A 23,897-nucleotide genomic window follows, 5' to 3' on the forward strand; every position below is an offset into this window, starting at 1 on the left:
TGAAAATAATAATTAAAATTATCTCACTATTATATAAAATATTATTATAAAAGCATAGTAGCTTTGACTTTCTTGATAAACTTAAAATATTATCTAATCCAACAAAGATCACCCATAATAAATTATGTCTATAAATAATAAATTAAAAGAACTAATACAAGCCGGCACTTTTTCCGGTATATTACTTATTATAACATTCGCTTTGGCGCTAGTCATTAGCAACAACAGTTTTCTGAATGAATATTATATTGCCTTCATCTATAGCGATATATTCTTATCGATAGGAAGTTTAAGCCTACAAACTACTTTTATAGAATTGATTAATGACGGTTTCATGACGTTTTTCTTTTTATTAATTGGCTTAGAGATGAAATTTCACTTAGTAGAAGGAGAATATAAAAATAAAAAGAAATTAATATTACCAAGTGCGGCAGCTCTAGGGGGAGTAGTAGCACCGGCATTAATTTACGTATACTTTAATTATAATCAACCGACGTTAAAAGGTTGGGCTATTCCAATAGCAACTGACACCGCTTTTGTACTGGGTATTTTATCTTTTTTCAATCGCTATACCTCTTTAGAGCTTAGAGCTTTTATTATTGGATTTTCATTAATTGACGATGCTTTTGCCTTAATTATACTTGCTTTATTCTATACTAAAACGATCTCGGTAGCAGCACTGGGTGCTTCTTTGGGGATTATAATTATTTTATCGTTACTTAACTATTATCAGGTACAAAAAACCTTTTATTATATGGCAATAGGGTTATTGTTATGGATTAGCATGGTTGAGGCAGGTGTTCACGGTACATTATGCGGTGCTATTATTGCTCTTTTCATCCCCGTTAATACAGAGGGCGGTATTAATATTTCTTTTAAAAAATTAGAAGAATTAATACGTCCTTTCGTAAATTATTTTATTTTACCTCTATTTGTATTTATGAATTCCGGTATTGTTTTAAAATATTTTTCGTTTAAAAGCGTATGTTCTAGCGTAACTTTTGGAGTAATATTCGGATTATTTATCGGTAAACAATTAGGTATTATGTTATTTTCATACCCATTTGTTCGGTTAAAATTTTGTGTCTTACCACAAAATACGTCGTGGTTAAAATTTTATGCTATAGCAATTCTTGGCGGCATCGGTTTTACTTTGAGTTTATTTATCGGTAGTATGACTTTTGAATCAGGCTGCCCTTCCAATGCTATGAGAATAGCTGTAATAATAGCCTCTTTGTTATCAGCTTTATTTGGTATACTAGTTTTAAATTACGCTACTAAAGAAGTTTCTAATTAATTTATAAATTATGCGCTTGATGGTTAAAATTTTAGCAGTGATATTAACAGCTTTTTTACCAGCGCTTGTAGTATAGATCAACTCAGTAACATTTAGGACTAGTAATTCTCCTCCTTGTGAAATGGGTCAAACATACAATTAATATAGCGCTTGTAAATATAAAATTTAAATTGACAAATTTTTATTTGATTAATAAAATTCTTTTTCAAAACTTAAATTTAAAGAGGCTAATAATATGCGTTCAATACTTATTACTTTTACATTAATTACTGTAGCTTTTTTAACTAATGCTTGCAATACAATGCAAGGTGTCGGAAAAGATATGCAGGCAGGCGGTAAGAAACTTGAGGATTCAGCCGAGAAAAATAAAGGTAGTAACAGCTGTAGTAGTTGTAACAATTAAGTATCTCATTTGGTTTTTTTAATGATGTTACTCTAGCACAACTTAGGCGCTGTTATACAGCTCAAATTTATCTCGCCATTGCGAGAATATATTGTTGTGTGGAACGAGTTCTCTATGTCATTCCCGCGAAGGCAGGAATCAGGAAAAGTATTTAACAAATTAAATATAAATTTTATGTAATTTTGTTTATTTTAAGTATTTTTTCTGGATTCCCGTTTTCACGGGAATGACATAGAGTGCGTTTTAACTTACCTAACGCAACAATATATTCCAAGAATAATATCGTATGTGTGTAAAATGTTACTTATCTTCCAAATCATCTTTGTCTTTATCCTTCATACCTTCTTTAAAAGCCTTGAGACCTTTAGCTAAATCTGCCATAACCTGAGGTAATTTACCTGCACCGAACAATACAAAAATAATCAATAAAATTATTAAAAGATGACTAAAACTCATTCCCATTATATTAATTTCTTATTAAAGTGATAAAAAATTATTGTATAATATTTTATAGTATTGATCTAGTATAAATTATAATTACTTAAATATGAATTTAATATATTTAATATATAAAGACATGAGGGGAAATGTTTACTAAAAAACAAATTGCGGAGTTTTTTGCAACTTTTTTTTATATAGGAAAAATTAGATACTGCCCCGGTACTTTTGGTTCATTAGCAGCTTTTCCGCTATATTATATCTTTATGTATTTTACCATTACCAGTAAAATCATTTTTTCATTTCCTACATTTACTCTTGGCGAAGCACAGCTTGTCACTTTATTTATAATGACTTTCGGTGCATGGGTGATGTTATTAATACCAGGATATTATTTTACTAAAATATATATAGAATATAACAAGCAAGAAGACCCAAAAGAAGTCGTAATAGATGAAGTAATCGGACAAATATTGACTTTAATTCTTTGTTTTTTTTCAGTAATATTTGTCGGCGAATCAAATTTAGTAAAATATTTAAACCCGTTAACAGTTAATATAGTAGTATTGTTTATTTTACCATTTTGCTTATTTCGCATTTTTGATATAATAAAGCCGTGGCCCATTAATTGGCTTGACCGTAACATCAAAGGTGCTACCGGCATTATACTGGATGATATAGTCGCTGCTATATTTGCTGCTGTAATTCAGTATACTATTATATTTATACTAATCGGTTGGACTCATTAATGCGTTTTATATTTACATTTCGTTTAATAGTTTCTGTTGACTAATTCCTAATATAATAATATGATACCGTAAGTATTTATAATTTTTTAAAGAGATATTTTTCATGTTCGCAGTCATAAAAGCAGGTGGAAAACAATACAAAGTTGGCGCAAATAGTGTCATTAAGGTGGAAAAAATTGAAGGTGAGCTAGGTTCAAAAATTCAGCTTGATCAGGTTTTGATGTTAGGCGAAAATTCAAAACCATCTTTTATCGGAACACCACTAGTAAAAGGGGCTTGCGTTACCGCTGAAATTACTAACCAATTTAAAGATAATAAAATTATTGTCTTTAAGAAAAAGCGTAGAAAAAATTATCGTCGTAAAGCCGGTCACAGACAGGAATTAACAGAGTTAAAAATATTAGATATTACTAAACAATAATAGTAGAAATAAAGGAATTATAAAATGGCAACCAAAAAAGCTGGCGGTAGTTCTAGAAACGGAAGAGATTCAGCTGGACGAAGGCTAGGTGCAAAAAAAGCCGACGGTCAATATGTTATCCCTGGCAACATCATTGTTAGACAACGCGGGACCAAAATTCATCCTGGGAAGAATGTCGGGCTTGGTAAGGATCATACTATATTTGCATTGATAGAAGGCTTGGTCGAATTTATAACTAAAAAAGATCAAAAATTTGTTAATGTTAATGCCAAAGAAGAAAAAGTAAGTGCATAAAGGCAGCTTAGTGAGACGTTGCAGTACTGCGGCTTGACCGCAGTACTTGTTTTTCTTACTATTTGGCGATGCTTGTAAAATAATGCAAGTTCTTTGGTTTGTACAATAATAGGTTTAATTGCCTACCGTATTTATATAAGACTTTGTTGAATACCATAATCAAACCATGGCACGGCATATAATTTAATATCATAACAACATAATTTTTAAGTTAACAAATATAATAACTTCTATACTCCTCTCCATAAAAGGCTTACATGATTTATGGCCTTAATAATTCAAAAATTTGGCGGTACTTCCGTTGCTAACATCGATAGAATAAAAGCCATTATTCCTATAATTAAGTCCGAACTTATACAAAATAATCAGGTAATAGTAGTCGTCTCTGCTATGGCAGGGGTAACAAATCAACTAATTACCTTATGTAATGAAGTATCCCATCTAAGCAACCCCGATCAACTTGCAGAATATGACGCTGCTCTTTCTAGCGGCGAGACTGTTACCGCTTCTTTAGTTTCTTTAAAATTACAGGAGGAAAAAGTAAAAGCTAGATCAATATTTGCCTGGCAATTACCTATTGTAACTAATAATAATTACAGCAAAGCTTTAGTCGAATCAATATCTACTTCTTTATTAAAAGAATGCTTGAATCTTAATATCACTCCAGTAATTGCTGGCTTTCAAGGTATCAGTTATTATAACAGACTTTCTACGTTAGGTAGAGGGGGATCAGATACTAGCGCAGCTTTAATTGCTGCTGCAATGAAGGCTGATAGGTGCGATATATATACAGACGTTGAGGGAGTATTTAGTACGGACCCGAGAATTGTTCCGAGTGCAAAAAAAATAAACGCTATAAATTTTGAAGAAATGCTTGAATTCGCCTCTAGCGGCGCAAAAATATTACATGCAAGAGCTGCAGAAATCATACAGCGTTACCAAATCTCAATGCGTATTCTTTCATCGTTTTCGCCGGAAACGAGCGGTACATTAATTACTTCGAGAGATAAAATTATGGAAAATAGAATAATTACCGGTATCACCTCTAATAAAAATCTACTAAAGATATCAATAAAAACTCCGAAAATAAGTTTTATTAAAATAGGCAGTATGATTGCTGCAAGCAACAGTCATATTGAATTGATGCAGGATATTCAGTATAAAAAACAATATAATTTTATAACAAACTTAGCTGATAAAAATAATTTACAAAATTTACTCGTTGATTTAAAAAATAATAATCAAATAAATGAGTTTGTTTTTGATACTGAAATTGCCGTAATTTCAATTATCGGCTACGGTATTAAAAATGATCCTAATCTACTTGAAACTATATTATCACAATTAGAAAAAGATAACATAATAGTAACAATGGTCCAAATATCGGAAATTAAAATTTCTCTTTTAATAAATGATCAATACACTGAAAAAGCAATTTGTAACTTACATAATCTATTTGAAATATTAGGCATTATTGTTTAAATATGACACTGTTAGTAAAGATTTTTAATTAATAATTAAATTCAATAATTTCTATATAAATCTCTTCTATTCATGGCTTATTAGCTATATATTAAAGAAAACAATGTTTTAAGTTTTGTAGAAATCCATATAGCTAACGACTTAAATAGATAGGTAATTTCAAAGCTATAAATTCGTTCACTTTTTGTAAGTTTCAAGACTCCTAAAGATAAATTTTGCGAGAAGAAATAATAATGAACAACGTCGATAAAAAATATGTAAGAGGAGAGTATAGTAAGCATTTAAGAAATTTCATAAATAAGACGTTAGAAGAAGAAAAGTTAAACTCATATGAGTTGAGTAGAAAAATAGGTTGTAGTGACACAGTACTTAGAAGCTTTTTAGACGGTAAAACAAGCACTCTTAATAGTAAAGCGGTTGTAGCACTTGCAGATTATAAAAAAGTTTTTTTAGATGAAGTAGTCGGCAGAGAAGTTAAGGGGTCATTACAAGAGATAAAGTTACTAACTGAGGAAGCTCCCAACTTACTTAAAAAGGACGAGCAAAAAATACCAGCATTTTTAAGTAAATTGACTAATGAAGCGCAGCAATCACTTATGCAAATAAAAGAACATGCACAAAAATTTAAACATAACATTAATATACCTAATAAAGAATTAAATAAGCAAAATAAAAAGCCTTTGAAGCCAAAAGGACGCTCTTTTTAATATAAACTATTTAAGTTGTTCAACATTGTGGTTGTGGGTACCCACAACATCATGGCAAGACCTCTTTTGACGCTGTAGCTAATCCAGAGAGAAAAAGCAAAGTATAAGTTATCCATACAACAATTGCTTACAATAACAAATATAAGTATTTTCTAGGTTCTTGTTTGAATTAGAGTAAAATCTTCGTTTGCGTCGCAAGAAATTCGGTAATATCAGTAGCTAAAATATTAAAATTTTTAATTAACATGTCGATTCTATAAGATATTTGTTGAATATTTTGTTTTATGGGTATTTTTTTATTGTTAGCAATATAGTCTTCAAGAAGTTTAATATCGTCGTTAGTATAGTATTTTCTATTTTTTATTTTATAACCAGATAAATTAAGAATATTAGCTTCTAAATATCTCAATTGATAAGGAAAAATATTTAAAAATTTTGTTGCCTCATTGGTTGAGTAATATTTTTTCGCTAATAACTTTTCAAACATTTTTCTTGTTAACCTCGTTAACTAATGTTTTTAAGTTGCCCGATGGAATAAAGCGTATCACTTTTTTTGAATTTATAATAACAGGTAATTTAGTATGAAAATCTCTTCCTGGACGTGGTTTTTTCTCATTAGTTTCAAAACTACCAAAATTCTTTAAAATTAATTTTTGCTCTAATGCTATTTTTAAAATATTGGAAAATATAGAATTAACAATTTCTTCACACAAATTCTTCGATAACCCCAATCTTGTATTTAACATAGCCGTAATTTTTTCTTTGGTAATAGTCATATAGTACTCAATTTATAAAAGGTGATATACAGCGCTCTTCCATGAAGGCATTGCCCGCGTAGATCGGAATCATTACAAAAAGACCGTCATTGCGAGGAGTGTAACCCATTACGTCATTGCGAGGAGAGGGGTAGTCTCGACGTGCCAATCTAAGACTCTCACAGTCATTGCGAGGAGGCGCCTCGCGCCGACGTGACAATCTTATCATTAGATTGCTTCGCTCCGCTCGCAATGACGGCTGAAAAATCGAGCCATACAACAATATTCCTCTTTCGAGGGAATGACATCGAATTACGAACTTGCTTTTGTTTTTTCGTTATACTCGCTAATATTTTTATTTAATTTTTCTAGTTTATTAATAATATGGCTGCGCATTTCTTCCTGTTTTTCAGCGCTAGCTTTCTTATATGCTTCCATTTTTTTGTTTAGGTGATTCATTGACTCCTGTAACTTTTTAGCTCCCTTGTCTTTTTTATCCTTCAAATTGACTTGAATTTCACTAATCTGAGCAGATAGTTGAGCATAAGTATCACCAAGGCCCTGATTAAATTTATCTGCGCCGGTTACTGCTAAATCCTTTAAATTATCCTTCAACTCTTGAAGATTTTCGGTTATTGTTTTAGTTTGAGTAGCTGCTACGCTTGCTTCCTTATTTTGATTTTGCGCAGTTGCTGAAGAAAAAGCGTTGGAAGCAAATACTAAAGTAGCAGTCGTTGCAAGTGCTAGTAAGATTTTATTTTTCATTTTAAAACTCCAAATTTTTATTTTTTATTATAGTTTTCAATTTTTTTACTTAACGCATCGAGCTTTTCCACCAGAGCTTGGCGATATTTTTCTGCCTTATCACTAGTCTCCTCTTTATATTCTTCCATATTTTCTTTTATATTAGCATACTGCTCTTTTATCGTATCTAAAGAACTATCTTTTGTATTTTTAGCATGTTCTTCCAACTCGTCTATTTTAGTGGACAAATTACTAGCTATTTCATGACATTTTTTATTAAATTCAGCAGCAATAATTTCAGCAGAATCTTTAAGAGTGTTCTGTAATTCTTCAATTGCTTTACCTATAGTTTTCATAGTAACCTCATTGTTGAAAAATAATATTGTAAATTAAGAATAAGTTAAATCATATAAAAAAGCAACAGCTACAAAAAATTATCGATAGAAAAACTACAAATGTTTTTATTAAGATTTATTATATTATATACTTATAAAATTTTAATATTATTAAACAATTTGTGGAGATTTTATGACGTTAAAAATTGGAGATGTTGCATTTGATTTTTCAATACCGATAAGCGACAATAAAAATGTCAACTTATCAGACCTAAAAGGAAAATTTATTATACTATATTTTTACCCAAAAGACGATACTCCAGGTTGTACTATCGAAGCTCGGGATTTTAATAAATTAAAACCGGAATTTGAAAAATTAAACGCCGTAATTATCGGAGTGTCAAAAGATAATTTGAACTCACACAATAAATTTAAAGAAAAATATTGTTTAGAGTTTGAACTCGCTTCTGATGCTAATTCCGATATGTGCGAGCAGTACGGCGTGTGGGTTCAAAAATCAATGTTCGGTAAAAAATATATGGGAATTAATAGGGCAACTTTTTTAATTGATACCCAAGGTAAAATTCTTCATATCTGGCCTGCCGTAGATGTAAAAAATCATGCACAAGATGTTTTAGAAAGGCTGAAAGCAGAGAATAAATAGAGTTTTTGGTTTTAATTATTTTCTTCTTGCATTGTTATCTCTCTACCTATTACTTCATCCATAGTAGAATTGAAGTAATCAGCTATTTTTAGTATCGTGTCTATTTCAGGATTAAATTCTCGACCACTTTCAGCTGTAGCTTTCATGATTCTAGTAACGGTACTATAAGGAATTTTACTTTCCTGTACAAAATCTTTACGTTTTAAATTATGTTCTTCAAACTTTTTTTCAAGAAATTTTTTTATTTTAGTAGCAAGTGACATATTAAGATAACTATTTATATTATGATACATTGGCATTAGGGATTATACGTGAAATATTTTAAAAACTCTCATTTTATTTTGAGGAGTAAGCGCCCACAACCTATAATTTAATAGCTAGGACGTAAATCTCCGATAAAATTAAAAAGCAGCTCTTAAAAGAAACAGTATTTACCAGGCGTTTTTAATAATTACTGGTAGTTTATACGGCCTAATAATTATTAAATCAAACCTAACGTTATAACTGCTATATTTAGAGTTAATACTTAAAAATAACCCTGCAGCATTTTTAATTCTTTTTTGTTGCGTTAATGATAGAATTTTATCATCAATTTTAGAATTTCTGGCTTTTACCTCAATAAAAACTATCTCTTTATTACGTAACGCTATGATGTCAATTTCTCCTACATAATAACGTTTTCGATGATGTAGAATCCGATAAAATTTTAACTTATAGATAATAATACATATATATTCACCTAATAAACCAAAATATTTCTTATTCATATATTTAGTGTGTTCTATGTCATTCTTGTAAAGCATTACTGAATTAAGCAAAAACTTTGCAAAAAATACCGTCATTGCGAGGAGGCATTTCATGCCGACGCGGCAATCTAGAAAAAAATAATTAGATTACTCTTCGCTTCGCTCACAATGAAAGTAGAGAGTTTTAGATTGCCGCGCAACCGAAGGTCGCTCGCAATGACGGGTCTGTTATTCTCGCAACAATACTACACAAAAATAACATCAACTTCCCTACTCTTTTGGTAATAATATTTGCACAAATTCAGTTTTGGATAAATCAACGACCATGCTGACAGTTATATCTTTTTCCGTTACCTTGTCAGCATAACCCAATAAAATTCCGGAAGGATAGATATTTCCATGCCCGGAAGTTATTATTTTCTCATCCTTTTGAATTAAGTGGTTGTCCGGTAAATATAATATTTTACCACCATTACCGTTACCGGCTAAAATACCCTTTTCTCTGGATGAGCCCGCAGTAATAGGAATTCTCGAATTTACATCATTAATTAACATAATCTTAGAATAATTATTACTTACCTCTGTCACCCGCCCTACTAATCCTTCAGCATTAATAACAACTTGATCAACTTCTATGCCATGTTTTTTCCCCGCAGCTATTAAAGCACTTTTAGAAAAAGGATTTAACGAAACGCTTAATAATTTAGCTGTTACATGCACAAATTCCTCTTCCTTAGTAACCGTCAAAAGATTCCTTAGGGCAATATTTTCGGCTCTTATAGCATCTATATTATTCTGCATATGCTGTAATTTCGCGATCTCAAGCTGCAACTCAATATTTTTTTTGGCTAAATCCTGAAAATAAACTAATTTATGAGTTATGCCATTTATATAGTCAAATATATTTTCATAAATCTTTAAACCGATCGATAAAGCTCCTCCGGTTATCTCGAGCGATATATTAGAAAATTTTTTTGGCCCAGTAACGAATAAGTATAATGACAAAATAAGAAAGAATAAAATAAAAAAATGTTTAGAAAAAATTGTTATAGATTTAGTAAATTCTGAAATATTTGACGAATTCCTTACTCTATTAGCAATTATTGCCATTTTCTAATCCTGCTTAAATAACACATGTTTCAATTTTGCAAAATCCTCAAGTACCTGTCCTGTGCCAAGCGCAACACATGAAAGAGCTTGATCTGCTACTATTACCGGTAGTTTAGTAGCCTCACTAAGCACATAGTCAAGATTTCGCAGTAAAGCCCCACCACCGGTTAAAACAATTCCTTTATCCACAATATCAGAAGATAATTCCGGCGGAGTACATTCTAAAGCAACTTTTACCGCTTCAATAATTTGATTCACCGGCTCAACTAAGCTATCAGCAATTTGTTTTTCATTTAATACCATTTCTTTAGGGATACCGTAAATTAAATCTCGTCCTTTAATTTCCATCATTCTAGGCTCGACATTTTCATCTACATAAGCCGTGCCAATTTCCTGCTTTATCTTTTCTGCTGTAGCTTCTCCAATTAATAAATTATAATGCCTTCTTATGTAAGAAATAATAGCTTCATCCATTTTATCACCGCCTACTCTTACCGATCTTGCGTATACTATACCACCAAGCGATAAAACCGCGACTTCCGTAGTACCTCCTCCGATATCGACAATCATTGAACCGGTAGCCTCCGTAACCGGTAAACCCGCACCTATTGCCGCAGCCATCGGTTCTTCAATTAAGAATACATCTCTACCACCGGCGCTTTCAGCTGCCTCCTGAATTGCTCGGCGTTCAACCGGAGTGGAACCGGAAGGAACGCATACTATAATTATTGGACCGAAGAAAGAACGACGGTTATGTACTGTTTTAATAAAATACTTAATCATTTCTTCAGCACCTTTAAAATCGGCAATGACTCCGTCTTTTAACGGCCTTTTTGCTTCAATATCCGTTGGCGTTCGTCCTAGCATCATCTTTGCTTCGTGACCAAAAGCGTAAGGCTCAAAATAACCTTTCTTTTTTATTAAGGCTACTACGGAAGGTTCATTAAGAACGATGCCTCTACCTTTTACGTATACTACGGTATTAGCCGTACCAAGATCAATAGCCATGTCTGAGGAAAACCTTCCCCAAAATTTTGTTAACATTTTATTTTTGCTCCGAAATTCTAACTTTAAATTATAAGAAAAAATATTACTCTAATATTTCGATAAAAATAAAGTAAAATATTATAAATTTGCATTTTAAATTTCTTTATAATGTAAAATAATAAAGTTACTTATAAAAAATATTAACATACTAGGTAATAAAATAGCGGTAATAAGAGATAAACTATTATAAGCAAGTATTTTAAGTAAAATTTCTGATAATGAATATACTATAAACCCTACAAATAAACCAATTATTAATATTTTCTCCTGAGAATTATCTCGCTGCCTGAGGCTAATGAAACAACTTGCCAAAATAACCGTTGCGATCATCATGATAGGTTTAAATAATTGCTTATAATAATAAATTTGATAATTAATAACCGGTACGCCGGACTTTAATAATTGTTTAATCAATTCTGGTAATTTCCAAATAGAAACCATTTCAGGAGCGGGAAAATTTTCAGCTAAATGATCAATTGATAAATTTGTCGGAATAGTTAAGCTATCATAATTTTTATGTTCTGTACCGGTAAAAACTTTTACCTGATTTAAATCTAAGCTCCCCTCTTTTGCTATAGCATACTTCGCATCAATTCTTTTAAGAAAAGAGTTATCGCTACCGATTAATAAAATCGTAACATTATTTAATCTTCTTGCGGCTAAATTAATAGATTGAGTTTGAATTATTTGATTATTTCTTTGATAATTATTCTTTTGGTGATTATTTCCTTGATAAGATTCAAAAACTAGTAAGCCGGATTTAGATACAGTAACTTCATTAACCCTTTTTTTTAACAATTTTGTTTCTAATACCTCATATTTTTGTAAACCTAAAGCACCTATAGGGTCCAGTATGGCGGTGAATCCTATACCTAAAATTAATACTGTAAATACCGGAATAACAAGAATACGCCAAATATGAACCCCACTAGATAAAATTGTTATTAATTCATTGTTTTTCGTCAAATTTTTAAGGAAAAACAACATAGCAATAAAACTTATCAGGGACGCTACCTGGCTTAACAAATAAGGAATTTTATATAGCGTGAACCGCCAAAAAAAATGAAATGGAATATAAATATTTTTAAACTTCTGTAAAAGATCAAAAATATTTGCAATAACTAATATACCAGTTAACAGGAATAATATGGTAAGGAAATACCCGCAATACGATCTAAAAAGATACCAGGAAAGTGTTTTAAGGTTAATCATTTTGAATATTAAAAGGATGGTGGGCCGCCGTATTCCCATTTAATATAACGTACAGAACTGCAATACACAACAGTTTTTCTATCAACCAAGATTATGGCGTCATCGTAACAAAAATCTAGTTACATGATGGGGAGCAAACTCCTCTTTCTCTTTTGTACTGCTAATATAAATTAGCCCACCAGTGCTTCAGGATATTCTAAACTCATCAAACCGCCCAATATAAGTTCCTCGCCTTCATCGTATTCACTACTGAGTGCTTGAGTTATTAAATCTAGGCTTAATTTGTTGCTTAACTCTACTGTTTTTTCTAAAGTAAATTCTTTCAACATCAACTTTAGCAATTTCGGGTAATTCAAAAGCAGCTTATCTTTAAGAACCTTAACCTCTAAACCCCAAGGCGTGCTATCTAAATAAGATGTAATATATACTATCAATTCAGATGATAATTCTGATATGTGTCCTACATACTTATTCTTTTCTGAAGGAGTAGCAAGCTCGGTATCTGGTTGTATATTTTTACACACCCCGGCAATAGTAAAAGGTTTCATTCTGATAAGATTATCTACTTTTTCTAATGCGAAGTTAGCATCAATAACTCCTTGCTTCTGTAAATTTTCTTTTAATAATTTTTTATTGACTACTTTATAAAATTTATTAACAGTTAAAACTTTAAAAGCATAATCTACATTCATATTTTCCTTGGTGACTTCTTCCTTTAAAAAATAGTGGCTTATTAATGAAGTCAATTTTTGAAATAATGCCTTATTGTAATTAGTTTTTTCTTCTATTGCTTTCTTTACATCTCCTATTTGAACCTCCCCCAGGTTAAGAGAAGTTAAAGCCATATTATCTTTAATTCTTTCGATTATAGCTATAGCTGCTTCTTTTTTTATTTTATTCCTCCCCAAGTTAAGAGAAGTTAAGGCCATATTATTTTTAATTCTTTCGATTATAGCTATCGCTCCTTCCTCTTCTATTTCATTGTACCAAAGATTGAGAGAATTGAGAGCCATATTACTTTTAAGTCCCTCACCTATAGCTATAGCTCCTTCATATCCTATTTGATTATAGTGAAGGTTAAGAGAAGTGAGAATAGTGTTATTTTTAAGCCCTCTGCCTATAGCTATAGCTCCTTCATCCCCTATATAATTATTTTCTAGATTAAGAGAAGTTAGAGCCATATCATTAAACCCATCACCTATAGCTATAGCTCCTTCATCCCCTATTTTATTATAGCTAAGATTAAGCTCAGTAAGAGTAGTATTAGTTTTCAAAGCCTCGGCGATATGCTTAGTTTCTGCATCTCCTATTTCCTTGCAGGGAAGATTAAGAGTAGTTGCTCCATCTCTTAAACTATTAGCTTGTTCGATAAATCCTTCTTTTTCTAACCATTTTATTAATAACTCACTTAACGTTGTTTTTGTTGATTTAGCTTGCGTAAACATAACTTCCTTTTTACTTATAGTTTATTAATATATGTTAACTATAAGTTAACTTTACATTTACTAAAATAACTATAAGTATCTCGGTAACAAGTCAAATAAAAAAAGAAGGAAAGGATTAAGAAATTAAATATGACGTTAATAAAGAAGCATTAAAAATTAAGATAATAGTTATGAGAATATTGTTGTAAGATTCAGTAAGGTGATAATCTGTATATCTGACTAGGAAATTTTTTGAGAAACAACTTTAGTTGTTGGGGGGCCGCAAGAAGCGTTAGGGCGAGGAGGCATTGTCTGCGTGGATATACCTTAATCGTCATGGCGATTTTAATAGTGTTTGGGTAACTACTAATTTCTCCCAACTTGCGTCTTTTTTGTCGATTGGCTGGTTACTAAATCTTGCCATGACGTATTATTGCTTTTCTTTACTTCCCTCATGCTTACTATTTTTGCCGGAATTGCTTTAGGAATATTTAAAGCTTCTTGCCTTAGTTTTCTAGATATATGGTTAAATCTTATATCGTGTTTTTGCTGATTTTCTAAAGCTTTTTCTAAATTAGCTACGTGAGCAGAGCCGACGCTAGCAATTACATTATAGCCTTTACTGCGAACCTCATTAATTACGTCAGTCATATATTGTTCACGATTTTCATTATGAAGCGGTGAATCTTTTAGATGTTCCAAATTCTTACCCTCTAAACTAATTACCTTAATGCCATTTTCTTTAGCTGCTTTATATAAAAGTGCATCCTGAAATATTGGCGTGTTCTCTAACTCTTCAGGTAGTTTTAAAGGATTATCAGGATTTTTTTCGTTATGTTCCAGTATGTTGGCTATCTTAATTACGTCTTTCATACCGAGATTATCACCATATTGCTTACGCTCAATGGCTATGACTGTATTTTTATCAATTTTACCATTCTGGATTTCAGCGATTAGTGCTTTAGTATTATCAGCGTGATTAATTAAATGATTATGCTCCGCTCTAATTTCCACGGAACCGATTTCTGCAGATTTTTTGGCATCTATTGCTTTGATATCTATATTCGCTGTAATTACTGCTTCCCTATCAAATTTATTCAGCAACTCATTACTGTCATTTCCGGCAGCCAAACGATCATTTAAATTGTACTTTCCATTGCGGTTTAATTCTTCTTGTAGAAGAGAATTAGTTAGGTTTTCTTTTTCAGCGCGAAGGAGATTACTATTAAGATTTGGATTTGTCGTTGCGGTGGTTGTAGTGGTTCTAGTAGTTGCTGTAATACCACTAGATATTTGGGTATTAATATTATTATTTAAAACTTTATTATTGTTAATAGCATTTAATGCTTCCGCATAGCTCCCCACCTCATAAAATTCTTTTGCTTTTCTAAGTGTATCAATTGCACTATCAAGTTCCTGAACATTTGACGCTCCTGTTGAGGCTAGCGTTTCTTTAACTATTTCATTTAAATTTTTTACATTAGCTTTTAGTTTTTTCTGTTCTTTTTCTAAATCTTTCTTCTCACTTTCTAAATTTTCTTTCTCGCTTTCAAACTCTAAACTTATTTCTCTTTTTGGCAAAAGAAAAGAAAATTTTTCTCTTAACTCTTTTAGCTGCTTCTGATGTGATTCTAGACTTTTTTTTGTGTTGTTTTTTTGCCCAGGAGCAGCACGCTTAAATACTCCATTGGCATTGTCTGCTTTAATAATAATTTTATCATATTCCTTGATATATTCATTTATCGCATTTATATTTTTACTTGCTTTTTCCTTATCTACAATATTTACATTATTTTTTAAGGTTTCATATCCCTCAACTTTTTTCATAGCAGTTAAAATTTTCTCTTTTGCCTCTCTTTGTTTTTGTACTAAACCTGCAACGTTAGCTTCCGCTATTTCTACTTGATTTATAGCATTTTCTGCAACCGTAATATATTCTCTTAATTCTTTAGAAAATTTGGAGTAATCAGCATATTTCCAATTTCTGGCGTCCTTAGAAATTTCATCATAAAGTTTTTCATATTCTACTCTTTTCAATTTTTCGGAAGTTTCTCTTTTATCATCATGAACTCTGTATTGTACATATGAAGCTTTTTCATCCTTTAACCTCTCTAATAATATATTAGTACTTTCTTTTAGCACCCCAAGGTAATCATTAAATATAATTGGATCGTTTAATATTAAAGAAGATATTTTATAGAAATTACTAGGAAAATTATAAGGAGTTGCTAGTGTAACCCTGACATTATAACCATTTTTATTCAATGCTTCAATACTTGCAAAACATGACCCACAACTTGCAGGATCATGAGGTATATTTTTACCCGTATCATCAAAACGTGCAAGCCCTAAATAGATAGGCTTATTACGTTCTTCATTAATGTTTTGTTCAAATTCGTTGGTTAATTTATTACTTTCTATAGCTTTTGAAACAGCTTCCATATCTGCATGGCGACCATCTGGATTATAGCGTACTATTTCTATTTCTATTTCACCTGATACCAATTGTGATAAATCCGCAAACGCGTGTTGTTCTTTTAAAATTTCTTTTAGCTTTTCTTTATCTATTACTCCTGGTGTACGATTATTTTGAGCAACATACAATTTATTACCTCTTAATGCTAAGGCGGCATATGGCGAAGAAGGACATAATACAGCAAGTTCATTTAAACAGCTTAATTCCTTATTTTTATGTCCTTGAACATTTTCTAACCTACTTACATATTTTACTCCATCATTTCCCAAACTTGCTAAACTATTTTCCAATGGTGCTAAATTTTTACGAATTTCTCCTAAGTGTTGTTTGCTCATAAATTTACCATGTTTTAATGTTATTGATTCAAGAAAATTTGATAATATAGCAGTACATTAAATATAATAAGTTTCTAACCAATCTACGCCTATACATTTCCTTAATTCTTCAACACTTTCACTGGTATATATTGGCTCAATCATATCTTTTATAAGTGAAGTTGGAGGTATTGAAATTGAACAATTTTTAATTCCTATTGCTATTTCTTTTATTAATTCCTTACCAAGAATAAATTTATTAGCTATCTCTCCTTTATCTTTTAATATGCCGATATAACTTGATATATAACTAATACATATAAAGTTTTTTAAAGCATATGAAATAGCATTATCTCCATGCACATCAGAAATAATTAAAGGGTAAATATTTTGATCTAAATTAGTAAATAATAATTGTCCTGGTTTTTCAAGGTCAGAAAGCAGAGTTATTTCTTTTTTATTAAGAGCTTTAAAAAGACCTAGAGCAATTACCTCATCATTTGTAAATAAAGAATTTTCTGTTTTATATTTTGTAACGAATTCCTGTAATGTTCCATTATCCATAGCTTCACATAGTTTATTATAATCCTGATCCGACATTTCCATATTTAATTTAGGAGGTTTTATTCCTATGGTTTTGTGAGCAGGAGGTTCATTATTTATTTCACTTATTTGTATTGGCATATATTTAATCCTTAAGTATTTATGTTAATTAATAAAATTAGCTAGCTTACTACTTGATATTTAACGAAAAACTTAAACTTAGATTTTAAAAAAGATATATTGAAAATATTATATTTTGCCTTTGAGGTTTGGTTACGAAAAAACTTCAAAGCATATGAGTTTATGTTTATAGAAATTGAGTGGTTTCGTAAAGAATGGGGCAAAATATAAATTAATTAGAAACTTCCGAGGAGATTAAACAAGTTAGTAAATAATTATTTATACAGCTTTCTTTTTATTATAATTCATTAAAAAGTGAAACGTGATTAATTAATTTTCGAGTTACTATACTTAATTTATAAGTTAATCGTTAACTATTAAATAGTAAAGGCAACATACTTGATTTTACCTAATAAATCAATAGTTGTTTCAGATATGTCACATATTTATGAGTTGTAGCATTGCCGAAAAAATAATAAAGCTTGGTTGACTTTTTATGAGAGTTATATAAAATCACCATCGGAGTAGTTGCAAAACTATTCCGGGGTTTCGAAACCTCTGTGAGTATGGTTTTCATAGACCATAAAATTATGTAATCCTCGACTTTATCATGGTCGGGGAGATGGTAGGCATGTACAAGGTCTAAAGCGCATGCTTTAAACCTAAAACTTATCATAGCTGTTACTCACGGTTTTTCGAACCCCCGACCACCTTAAAGCAATTTTTGGTGGTTCAAACTTAAGCAATTTAAGTTTTATTAAAAAGGGAACATTAATATGACCAATCAATCAACTCCAAACTCTATATTACCGGCTTCCAAAGCAATAATTTTCTTGCACCCACCTTATGGATTTGAAAGTGAACAGCTTAGGCAAAAGCTAGCCATTAGCTGCAAAAAAGAAAAACTCAAAATATTAAAAATTATTCAAGCTAAAGGCTCTTATGATTATCGTTCTTTTGTTAAGCTAATTCATCGTATAAGCACCTGCCATAACAAACCCCTCACTGTCATAATTGACGATAATCTTTTAAACACTTCGGCTAACACAATAATGTAGGCGGTATTCGGTACTTTAATCGCCGCAAAACTTATTATAGTCATCACTTATAAAAATGACGGCTCGGATATAATATTACGTAATTTAACCAAGTATGAAAATCGTTTTTTGCACCAGGCAACAGCTTATTTTGAAAAATGTTATTATTTTGGCTGGAATAAGATAGTAAATTTTATTCCCGAAGAGAAGAATTATTGAGGAAAAAGGAATTTAGTAAATTTGGTATTCTCTAACCTTTCTTTAAACGGCGAAAAGCTTGACTTTATGCTGCGTCCGCCCTTCGATATCTTTGTAGAAATACCAAAAAATGGCGAATGGTGGGCTCGGCAGGACTTGAACCTGCGACCACACCGTTATGAGCGGCGTGCTCTAACCAACTGAGCTACGAGCCCTTTTACAGCGTCATTCAAAAAGCTTGATAAAGGCGAATTTTTCTGGATTCGCCTGTGCTCACGTACTCAAGTACGCTGCGCAGACTCACCCTCAAATTCATCTTGCCTGAATCTTTTTGAATTTAGCTGCATTTATTTTGTATAAGTTTATATAATTATTATATTCTCAAGTCCAGAAAAATTTTTAAAGTTTTTAAGAAATTTTTGAGGCCATTCTTATAAGATATTGTTGCATGGACATCTCAAACGTCATTGCGAGGAGGGGGATAGCCCCGACGTGGCAATCTAGAGAAAATATTACGCAATTTATCCTTTTTAGATTGCCACGTCTCCTAACGACTCCGCGCAATGACGAATACGATATTCTAGACTACCCCGCTCAGCACAAATGTTCGCAATGACAAACTACTCCTTACCGATTTTCAGAGCAGCGATAAAAGCGGATTGAGGAATGTCGATATTACCATATTGCCGCATCTTCTTTTTACCAGCTTTTTGTTTTTCAAGGAGCTTACGTTTACGAGTTATATCGCCACCGTAACATTTAGAAGTTACGTCCTTACGAAGCGCTTTAATAGTTTCTCGCGCTATTATTCTGCTGCCGATCGATGCCTGAATGGCTATATCGATTTGCTGTCTCGGTATCAAATCTTTAAGACGCTCGCATAATGCTCTGCCTCTCTGTTCGGCACGTGTGCGATGCACGATTGTTGAAAGAGCGTCCACCACTTCGCTGTTTACTAAAATTCCTAGTTTAACAAGCTCACTGGGCTGGTAGCTATCCATTTGCCACTCGAAGCTAGCATAGCCTTTTGAACAGCTTTTAAGACGATCGTAAAAATCATAAACTATTTCATTTAGAGGTAATTTATAGATTAATCTCGCTCTATTGGCTATATAGCCATGGTCTAGTTGCATGCCTCTTTTTTCAGTACATAACGATAAAACAGCTCCTAAAAATTCATCGGGTACCATTATTGTTGCCTTGATCCAAGGTTCTTCCATGGATTCGATTTTTTGTATATCTGGTAAATCTGCGGGGTTGTGAATCTCAAAACTTTCACCGTCTCGCAGCTGAATTTTATATATTACACTTGGCGCAGTAGTAATCATTTCTAAATCAAACTCACGCATTAAGCGTTCTTGGATAATCTCCAAATGTAACAATCCTAAAAACCCGCATCTAAAACCAACGCCTAAAGCCGATGAACTCTCCATTTCAAATTCAAAACTTGCATCATTTAGGCGTAGCTTGGCGAGAGAATCCTTTAAATGCTCGAATTCTGCGCTGTCTGTTGGGTATAAACCGCAAAATACGACCGGTAAATTTGGTTTAAAACCAGGCAAAGGCGTAAGACATGGTTTTTTCTCATCGGTTATAGTATCCCCTACTTTACAGTCAGCAACTTGCTTGATTGCAGCAGTAAAAAAGCCAATTTCTCCGGCATATAAAACATCGGAGATATGTTTTTTCGGAGTAAAATAACCGACATTTTCCACTATATAGCTAGAATTCGTTGCCATCATTTTTATGCGCATATTTTTACGCAAAACCCCGTCAATTATTCTAACCAAGATAACCACACCAAGATATGGGTCATACCAACTATCCACTAATAATGCTTTCAAAATATCGCTTTCACTCTCCTTCGGAGCGGGTAGTCTTTGGACAATAGCTTCTAATACCTCTTCTATACCGATACCACTTTTTGCAGAAATTAATACCGCATCACTGGCATCAATACCTATTATATCCTCTATTTGCTGTTTAACTTGCTCAGGTTCCGCTGCCGGTAAATCAATCTTATTAAGTACCGGTATAATTTCATGATTATTTTCAATTGCTTGATAAACATTTGCAAGAGTCTGCGCTTCTACCCCTTGGCTACTATCAACTACTAATAATGACCCTTCACATGCGGCAAGCGATCTACTCACTTCATAAGCAAAATCGACATGCCCCGGAGTGTCCATTAAGTTCAAATAATAATTATTGCCGTCTTTGGCTTTATACACTAGCCTAACGGTTTGCGCTTTAATAGTAATACCGCGTTCTTTTTCTATATCCATCGAGTCTAGCACTTGATGGCTCATTTCCCTCGATTGCAAGCCGCCGCAATGCTCGATTAACCTGTCTGCTAAAGTGGATTTACCATGATCGATATGAGCAATAATTGAAAAGTTTCGGATAAATTTTTGATTGTTCATGATATATGTGGTATGATTCGGTTTATTGTTGTAACTGCTTTTCTATGTCACTCCTAGCTAAAGGCGGGAATCTAGCCTTTTTTGTCATGCTGAACTTGTTTCAGCATCTTTTTAGTTAGATCCTGAAATAAATTCAGGATGACATAGAAAGTATTTTTTCTGGATTCCCGCTTTCGCGAGAATGACATTCAATATATAACAAAACAAAATCTTATAACAGGAAAAAATAATGCGTGCTGAAATTGAAACTTATGTAAAAAAAATTGAGCAATCTTTAGAATTGCTCAAGAGGTCGCTTTGACTTAGAAGCTTCTACGGCAAGACTTACTGAATTGGAAGAACTAGTAGCAAAACCCGAGTTATGGAATGACCGAGCTAATGCTCAAAAGCTTTCGAAAGAAAAAAGTATTTTAGAAGAAAAATTAAATTCTTTTTATAAGCTTAAAACTGATTTAAATGATGTTTTAGAATTTGAAGAGTTGGCAGGTATTGAGGATGATACTGCAACGCTTAATCAAATAGAGAAAGACTTACAAAAATTAAGTGCTGTTGCCGAGAAATTTGAGGTTGCTTGTTTGTTTTCAGGCGAAGCGGATAATAATAATTGTTTCTTAGAAATTAACGCCGGTGCCGGCGGCACGGAAAGCCACGACTGGGCATCTATTATGATGCGAATGTATTTGCGCTTTGCCGAGCGTTTAGGATTTAAAACTGAGATAATTAACTTGATTAACGGCGAGGAAGCCGGCATAAAATCATGTACTATTAAGATGATAGGCCACCAAGCTTATGGATGGTTTAGAACCGAAGCAGGCGTTCACCGATTAGTTAGAATATCACCTTTTAATGCTGCCGGCAAAAGAATGACCAGCTTTGCCAGCAGCTGGGTATATCCGGAAATTGACGACAGTATAACGATTGTTATTGATGATAAGGATTTACGGATCGATACTTATAGATCATCGGGGGCCGGAGGGCAACATGTTAATACTACTGATTCGGCCGTTCGTATCACTCATTTACCGACCAATACGGTAACTCAATGCCAAAGCGGCAGATCACAGCATAAAAATAAAGATGAAGCAATGAAAATGCTCAAAGCAAAACTGTATGAGCAGGAACTACAAAAACGGACCGATAGTGTTAACGAACAAAATGCCGCCAAAACCGATAATAGTTGGGGGCATCAAATTAGATCATATGTGCTGCAGCCGTATCAAATGGTAAAAGATTTGCGCACCAGCCATGAAACTTCTGATACTAAAGGCGTCCTTGACGGTGATTTAGAAAAATTTGTTTCGGCAAGTTTATCGATGAATGTCGGAGCAGGAGTAAAATGATATACTGTATATTCAAGACACGGTAATAGCTATCGTCTTTGCCGAGTGAAGGAGCATTATTGCGTGATTCAGTAAAAACAACAGTATGTCATTTAAGCATCCTATGTCATTCCCGCGTAGGCGGGAATCCAGGCTTTTCTTTGTCAGGGTGAATAAACTTGTCGCGCCTTTTATAGTAGATCCTGAAATAAATTCAAGGGTGATTTAGAAAGTATTTTTCTGGATTCCCGCCTACGCGGGAATGACATAGTGGACACGGGAATGGCCTACTACTACTTTCCTTAAACACAACAACAACACTTGTTTACTAATCTCTTGAAACAAATTCCCGAAACAAATTATCGTCCTCTTCCTTCATCTTTTCCTTGTTTCCGGTTTGTTGTTTTCCCCAGGGCTGCATTTCGGACAGCATTAACTTGTTTAGCTGCAGGAGCAATATTATTTAGGGTGTTTCTCATACTAGCTACTTTTGCAGTTATTCTGTCTTTAATACTATTTTTAGATTTGCTTTGGTCATTTTCTTTTTTGGGTGACGGGATTTGTATCGGTTTTTGTGTTATAATATCTTTTATCGGTTGTTCTTTTTCAGGCGCCTTATATTGAGTGGTTACTTTTTCTGCAAGTTTTTTAACATTTTCCGTGGAAATATGATAAGAAGAGGATTTATTAAAGGCATGAGTAACCTTTGATAATGTGGTTTGTTTTTTTTCTAATTCTTGCGATATTGAGCCGATTAACTCAGCTTTATGCTTTGCTAAATCTTCGGCAGGCATCTGTTGTAAAGTCTCTGATAATATTTTAGTAATTTTCTCTTTATGTTCGGCATCTATAGAAAATTCTTTTCCTTCTAAATTTTTTAAAGACTGCGCGATTATTGTATTTGCTAAAGGTTGTAGAAAAACCTTTGTAATATCATTGGTTTTTGTTTCAAGTTCTGCAGGGGTTAATGAGTCAGATTTAACTATTTCTGTATGTTTTGGTTTGCTAGAAAGAGGTTCTTTATTTCTTATTTGATCTTCTAAAACATATTGTGTATCAGGGGATAATTTATTATAATACTCTGTTTTCCTTGCAAGTGGAGCATCAAGCATAAAGCCCACAGATTTTGCTGTTCGTACCTCTACCGCATCTCCGGACAAAGCTGCACGTTTTTCATAAAATCCTCCTTTATCTGCTAAGGTAGCATAATGGTCTTCAATTGCCGGAGATATTTTAGGGGCTACATATTCGCCTTTGTCATTAAATGCACCTTTCATTCCCGAACGCTCAGCTTCTACTTGTAATAATTCTTGAAAAATCTTAGTATCGGCAGTTCGACATTGAAAATTTGGATCATCCGGCGGTAATAAGTTATTTGCTTCTCGCATTACCATGGAATTTAATTTATGGATAGCATCGTCACTTAAATTATTGCTCAATGCTTCAACAAAGCTAGCTCGTTCTTTCGGTTTAGTGGCGAAGCTATCTCTAAGTACTGCGACATCCTTTGCCGTTACCTCTCCTTTAACTATTCTATCTACTATTTCCGGTTTAACGAAACCAGGGATTATATCGTCCTCATCTGCCATATTTTCTCTCAATTATTAGTTTGCACTAAGAATATTACCGCTTAGAGCTT

At 32.7% G+C, this 23,897-nt stretch carries 25 protein-coding genes and 1 tRNA gene; 10 read left to right on the forward strand and 16 right to left on the reverse strand.

Annotated elements, in window-relative coordinates; all coding sequences use genetic code 11:
• Window positions 1-124: 124 nt before the first annotated feature.
• Entirely contained in the window at window positions 125-1,297 is a 1,173-nt protein-coding gene (nhaA, locus tag OTR29_RS05630) for a Na+/H+ antiporter NhaA (protein ID WP_422229852.1), read from the forward strand.
• A gap of 235 nt (window positions 1,298-1,532) precedes the next feature.
• Window positions 1,533-1,700, forward strand: a complete 168-nt coding sequence (locus tag OTR29_RS05635) for an entericidin A/B family lipoprotein (protein ID WP_422229854.1) — start codon at window positions 1,533-1,535, stop codon at window positions 1,698-1,700.
• A 300-nt stretch (window positions 1,701-2,000) separates the two neighbouring features.
• On the opposite strand, the gene tatA is transcribed toward OTR29_RS05635, so the two are convergent.
• The gene (tatA, locus tag OTR29_RS05640; RefSeq protein WP_422229856.1) at window positions 2,001-2,162 is read right to left on the reverse strand and encodes a twin-arginine translocase TatA; all 162 of its coding nucleotides are present in this window, start codon (window positions 2,160-2,162) and stop codon (window positions 2,001-2,003) included.
• Window positions 2,163-2,287: 125 nt separating this feature from the next.
• On the opposite strand from tatA, the gene OTR29_RS05645 reads away from it, so the two are divergent.
• From OTR29_RS05645 to OTR29_RS05665, 5 genes are all read left to right on the forward strand, one after another.
• The gene (locus tag OTR29_RS05645; RefSeq protein WP_422229858.1) at window positions 2,288-2,887 is read left to right on the forward strand and encodes a phosphatidylglycerophosphatase A family protein; all 600 of its coding nucleotides are present in this window, start codon (window positions 2,288-2,290) and stop codon (window positions 2,885-2,887) included.
• A gap of 103 nt (window positions 2,888-2,990) precedes the next feature.
• The gene (gene rplU / locus OTR29_RS05650) at window positions 2,991-3,308 is read left to right on the forward strand and encodes a 50S ribosomal protein L21 (protein ID WP_422229860.1); all 318 of its coding nucleotides are present in this window, start codon (window positions 2,991-2,993) and stop codon (window positions 3,306-3,308) included.
• Between the two features lie 24 nt (window positions 3,309-3,332).
• Window positions 3,333-3,602, forward strand: a complete 270-nt coding sequence (gene rpmA, locus OTR29_RS05655; protein WP_422229862.1) for a 50S ribosomal protein L27 — start codon at window positions 3,333-3,335, stop codon at window positions 3,600-3,602.
• Between the two features lie 264 nt (window positions 3,603-3,866).
• Window positions 3,867-5,084, forward strand: coding sequence for an aspartate kinase (locus OTR29_RS05660; RefSeq protein WP_422229864.1), 1,218 nt, complete (start codon window positions 3,867-3,869; stop codon window positions 5,082-5,084).
• 233 nt (window positions 5,085-5,317) lie between these two features.
• Window positions 5,318-5,791 (forward strand): hypothetical protein, encoded by a 474-nt coding sequence (locus OTR29_RS05665; protein ID WP_422229866.1) that lies wholly within the window; start codon window positions 5,318-5,320, stop codon window positions 5,789-5,791.
• Between the two features lie 169 nt (window positions 5,792-5,960).
• Here the strand turns inward: OTR29_RS05665 and OTR29_RS05670 are convergent, their stop codons facing one another.
• The 4 genes from OTR29_RS05670 to OTR29_RS05685 all read right to left on the reverse strand — a co-directional run bounded on the left by OTR29_RS05670 (window position 5,961) and on the right by OTR29_RS05685 (window position 7,646).
• Window positions 5,961-6,278, reverse strand: coding sequence for a hypothetical protein (locus tag OTR29_RS05670; RefSeq protein WP_422229868.1), 318 nt, complete (start codon window positions 6,276-6,278; stop codon window positions 5,961-5,963).
• Window positions 6,271-6,567, reverse strand: coding sequence for an HU family DNA-binding protein (locus OTR29_RS05675; protein WP_422229870.1), 297 nt, complete (start codon window positions 6,565-6,567; stop codon window positions 6,271-6,273). The genes OTR29_RS05670 and OTR29_RS05675 overlap by 8 nt, the downstream gene beginning before the upstream one ends.
• 291 nt (window positions 6,568-6,858) lie before the next feature.
• Window positions 6,859-7,311, reverse strand: a complete 453-nt coding sequence (locus OTR29_RS05680) for a hypothetical protein (protein ID WP_422229872.1) — start codon at window positions 7,309-7,311, stop codon at window positions 6,859-6,861.
• Window positions 7,312-7,328: 17 nt separating this feature from the next.
• Window positions 7,329-7,646 (reverse strand): hypothetical protein, encoded by a 318-nt coding sequence (locus OTR29_RS05685; protein ID WP_422229874.1) that lies wholly within the window; start codon window positions 7,644-7,646, stop codon window positions 7,329-7,331.
• Window positions 7,647-7,818: 172 nt separating this feature from the next.
• On the opposite strand from OTR29_RS05685, the gene bcp reads away from it, so the two are divergent.
• Window positions 7,819-8,289: a thioredoxin-dependent thiol peroxidase gene (gene bcp, locus OTR29_RS05690; RefSeq protein WP_422229876.1), complete on the forward strand. Its 471-nt coding sequence runs from the start codon at window positions 7,819-7,821 to the stop codon at window positions 8,287-8,289.
• An 11-nt stretch (window positions 8,290-8,300) separates the two neighbouring features.
• On the opposite strand, the gene OTR29_RS05695 is transcribed toward bcp, so the two are convergent.
• From OTR29_RS05695 to OTR29_RS05730, 8 genes are all read right to left on the reverse strand, one after another.
• Window positions 8,301-8,582: a helix-turn-helix domain-containing protein gene (locus OTR29_RS05695; RefSeq protein ID WP_422229878.1), complete on the reverse strand. Its 282-nt coding sequence runs from the start codon at window positions 8,580-8,582 to the stop codon at window positions 8,301-8,303.
• A 138-nt stretch (window positions 8,583-8,720) separates the two neighbouring features.
• Window positions 8,721-9,056 carry a YraN family protein gene (locus OTR29_RS05700; RefSeq protein WP_422229879.1) on the reverse strand — a complete coding sequence of 112 codons (336 nt, stop codon included), beginning with the start codon at window positions 9,054-9,056 and terminating at the stop codon, window positions 8,721-8,723.
• A 249-nt stretch (window positions 9,057-9,305) separates the two neighbouring features.
• The gene (gene mreC / locus OTR29_RS05705) at window positions 9,306-10,145 is read right to left on the reverse strand and encodes a rod shape-determining protein MreC (protein ID WP_422229880.1); all 840 of its coding nucleotides are present in this window, start codon (window positions 10,143-10,145) and stop codon (window positions 9,306-9,308) included.
• A 3-nt stretch (window positions 10,146-10,148) separates the two neighbouring features.
• Window positions 10,149-11,189, reverse strand: a complete 1,041-nt coding sequence (locus tag OTR29_RS05710) for a rod shape-determining protein (protein WP_422229881.1) — start codon at window positions 11,187-11,189, stop codon at window positions 10,149-10,151.
• 96 nt (window positions 11,190-11,285) lie between these two features.
• On the reverse strand, window positions 11,286-12,404 hold the full coding sequence (locus OTR29_RS05715; RefSeq protein ID WP_422229882.1) for an LptF/LptG family permease: 1,119 nt from the start codon (window positions 12,402-12,404) through the stop codon (window positions 11,286-11,288).
• A gap of 170 nt (window positions 12,405-12,574) precedes the next feature.
• Window positions 12,575-13,849 (reverse strand): leucine-rich repeat domain-containing protein, encoded by a 1,275-nt coding sequence (locus tag OTR29_RS05720; RefSeq protein ID WP_422229884.1) that lies wholly within the window; start codon window positions 13,847-13,849, stop codon window positions 12,575-12,577.
• Window positions 13,850-14,194: 345 nt separating this feature from the next.
• A complete protein-coding gene (locus OTR29_RS05725) occupies window positions 14,195-16,639 on the reverse strand; it encodes a hypothetical protein (RefSeq protein WP_422229886.1) in 2,445 nt (814 codons plus the stop codon).
• 57 nt (window positions 16,640-16,696) lie between these two features.
• On the reverse strand, window positions 16,697-17,302 hold the full coding sequence (locus tag OTR29_RS05730; protein WP_422229888.1) for a hypothetical protein: 606 nt from the start codon (window positions 17,300-17,302) through the stop codon (window positions 16,697-16,699).
• A gap of 755 nt (window positions 17,303-18,057) precedes the next feature.
• Here OTR29_RS05730 and OTR29_RS05735 point away from each other — a divergent pair.
• Window positions 18,058-18,339, forward strand: coding sequence for a hypothetical protein (locus OTR29_RS05735; protein WP_422229890.1), 282 nt, complete (start codon window positions 18,058-18,060; stop codon window positions 18,337-18,339).
• A 315-nt stretch (window positions 18,340-18,654) separates the two neighbouring features.
• Here the strand turns inward: OTR29_RS05735 and OTR29_RS05740 are convergent.
• Both OTR29_RS05740 and lepA read right to left on the reverse strand, forming a co-directional pair.
• Window positions 18,655-18,731: transfer RNA gene (locus tag OTR29_RS05740), tRNA-Ile, on the reverse strand.
• 405 nt (window positions 18,732-19,136) lie between these two features.
• Window positions 19,137-20,939 (reverse strand): translation elongation factor 4, encoded by a 1,803-nt coding sequence (lepA, locus tag OTR29_RS05745; protein WP_422229892.1) that lies wholly within the window; start codon window positions 20,937-20,939, stop codon window positions 19,137-19,139.
• A gap of 229 nt (window positions 20,940-21,168) precedes the next feature.
• On the opposite strand from lepA, the gene prfB reads away from it, so the two are divergent.
• A protein-coding gene (gene prfB / locus OTR29_RS05750; protein WP_422229894.1) for a peptide chain release factor 2 occupies window positions 21,169-22,279 on the forward strand; the annotation gives its coding sequence in 2 pieces (ribosomal slippage) (window positions 21,169-21,237 and window positions 21,239-22,279; 1,110 coding nt in all).
• 338 nt (window positions 22,280-22,617) lie between these two features.
• Here prfB and OTR29_RS05755 read toward each other — a convergent pair.
• Window positions 22,618-23,847, reverse strand: coding sequence for a DUF5410 family protein (locus OTR29_RS05755; protein ID WP_422229896.1), 1,230 nt, complete (start codon window positions 23,845-23,847; stop codon window positions 22,618-22,620).
• Window positions 23,848-23,897: the final 50 nt, after the last annotated feature.

This window comes from Rickettsia endosymbiont of Halotydeus destructor (assembly GCF_049278075.1).
GTDB lineage: Bacteria > Pseudomonadota > Alphaproteobacteria > Rickettsiales > Rickettsiaceae > Rickettsia.

What these genes read in the sequence shown, in the direction of transcription:
- nhaA (WP_422229852.1), top strand. Translation starts at nt 125, where the DNA reads ATGTCTATAAATAATAAATTAAAAGAACTAATACAAGCCGGCACTTTT.
- OTR29_RS05635 (WP_422229854.1), top strand. Translation starts at nt 1,533, where the DNA reads ATGCGTTCAATACTTATTACTTTTACATTAATTACTGTAGCTTTTTTA.
- tatA (WP_422229856.1), bottom strand. Translation starts at nt 2,162, where the DNA reads ATGGGAATGAGTTTTAGTCATCTTTTAATAATTTTATTGATTATTTTT.
- OTR29_RS05645 (WP_422229858.1), top strand. Translation starts at nt 2,288, where the DNA reads ATGTTTACTAAAAAACAAATTGCGGAGTTTTTTGCAACTTTTTTTTAT.
- rplU (WP_422229860.1), top strand. Translation starts at nt 2,991, where the DNA reads ATGTTCGCAGTCATAAAAGCAGGTGGAAAACAATACAAAGTTGGCGCA.
- rpmA (WP_422229862.1), top strand. Translation starts at nt 3,333, where the DNA reads ATGGCAACCAAAAAAGCTGGCGGTAGTTCTAGAAACGGAAGAGATTCA.
- OTR29_RS05660 (WP_422229864.1), top strand. Translation starts at nt 3,867, where the DNA reads ATGGCCTTAATAATTCAAAAATTTGGCGGTACTTCCGTTGCTAACATC.
- OTR29_RS05665 (WP_422229866.1), top strand. Translation starts at nt 5,318, where the DNA reads ATGAACAACGTCGATAAAAAATATGTAAGAGGAGAGTATAGTAAGCAT.
- OTR29_RS05670 (WP_422229868.1), bottom strand. Translation starts at nt 6,278, where the DNA reads ATGTTTGAAAAGTTATTAGCGAAAAAATATTACTCAACCAATGAGGCA.
- OTR29_RS05675 (WP_422229870.1), bottom strand. Translation starts at nt 6,567, where the DNA reads ATGACTATTACCAAAGAAAAAATTACGGCTATGTTAAATACAAGATTG.
- OTR29_RS05680 (WP_422229872.1), bottom strand. Translation starts at nt 7,311, where the DNA reads ATGAAAAATAAAATCTTACTAGCACTTGCAACGACTGCTACTTTAGTA.
- OTR29_RS05685 (WP_422229874.1), bottom strand. Translation starts at nt 7,646, where the DNA reads ATGAAAACTATAGGTAAAGCAATTGAAGAATTACAGAACACTCTTAAA.
- bcp (WP_422229876.1), top strand. Translation starts at nt 7,819, where the DNA reads ATGACGTTAAAAATTGGAGATGTTGCATTTGATTTTTCAATACCGATA.
- OTR29_RS05695 (WP_422229878.1), bottom strand. Translation starts at nt 8,582, where the DNA reads ATGTATCATAATATAAATAGTTATCTTAATATGTCACTTGCTACTAAA.
- OTR29_RS05700 (WP_422229879.1), bottom strand. Translation starts at nt 9,056, where the DNA reads ATGAATAAGAAATATTTTGGTTTATTAGGTGAATATATATGTATTATT.
- mreC (WP_422229880.1), bottom strand. Translation starts at nt 10,145, where the DNA reads ATGGCAATAATTGCTAATAGAGTAAGGAATTCGTCAAATATTTCAGAA.
- OTR29_RS05710 (WP_422229881.1), bottom strand. Translation starts at nt 11,189, where the DNA reads ATGTTAACAAAATTTTGGGGAAGGTTTTCCTCAGACATGGCTATTGAT.
- OTR29_RS05715 (WP_422229882.1), bottom strand. Translation starts at nt 12,404, where the DNA reads ATGATTAACCTTAAAACACTTTCCTGGTATCTTTTTAGATCGTATTGC.
- OTR29_RS05720 (WP_422229884.1), bottom strand. Translation starts at nt 13,849, where the DNA reads ATGTTTACGCAAGCTAAATCAACAAAAACAACGTTAAGTGAGTTATTA.
- OTR29_RS05725 (WP_422229886.1), bottom strand. Translation starts at nt 16,639, where the DNA reads ATGAGCAAACAACACTTAGGAGAAATTCGTAAAAATTTAGCACCATTG.
- OTR29_RS05730 (WP_422229888.1), bottom strand. Translation starts at nt 17,302, where the DNA reads ATGCCAATACAAATAAGTGAAATAAATAATGAACCTCCTGCTCACAAA.
- OTR29_RS05735 (WP_422229890.1), top strand. Translation starts at nt 18,058, where the DNA reads ATGACCAATCAATCAACTCCAAACTCTATATTACCGGCTTCCAAAGCA.
- lepA (WP_422229892.1), bottom strand. Translation starts at nt 20,939, where the DNA reads ATGAACAATCAAAAATTTATCCGAAACTTTTCAATTATTGCTCATATC.
- OTR29_RS05755 (WP_422229896.1), bottom strand. Translation starts at nt 23,847, where the DNA reads ATGGCAGATGAGGACGATATAATCCCTGGTTTCGTTAAACCGGAAATA.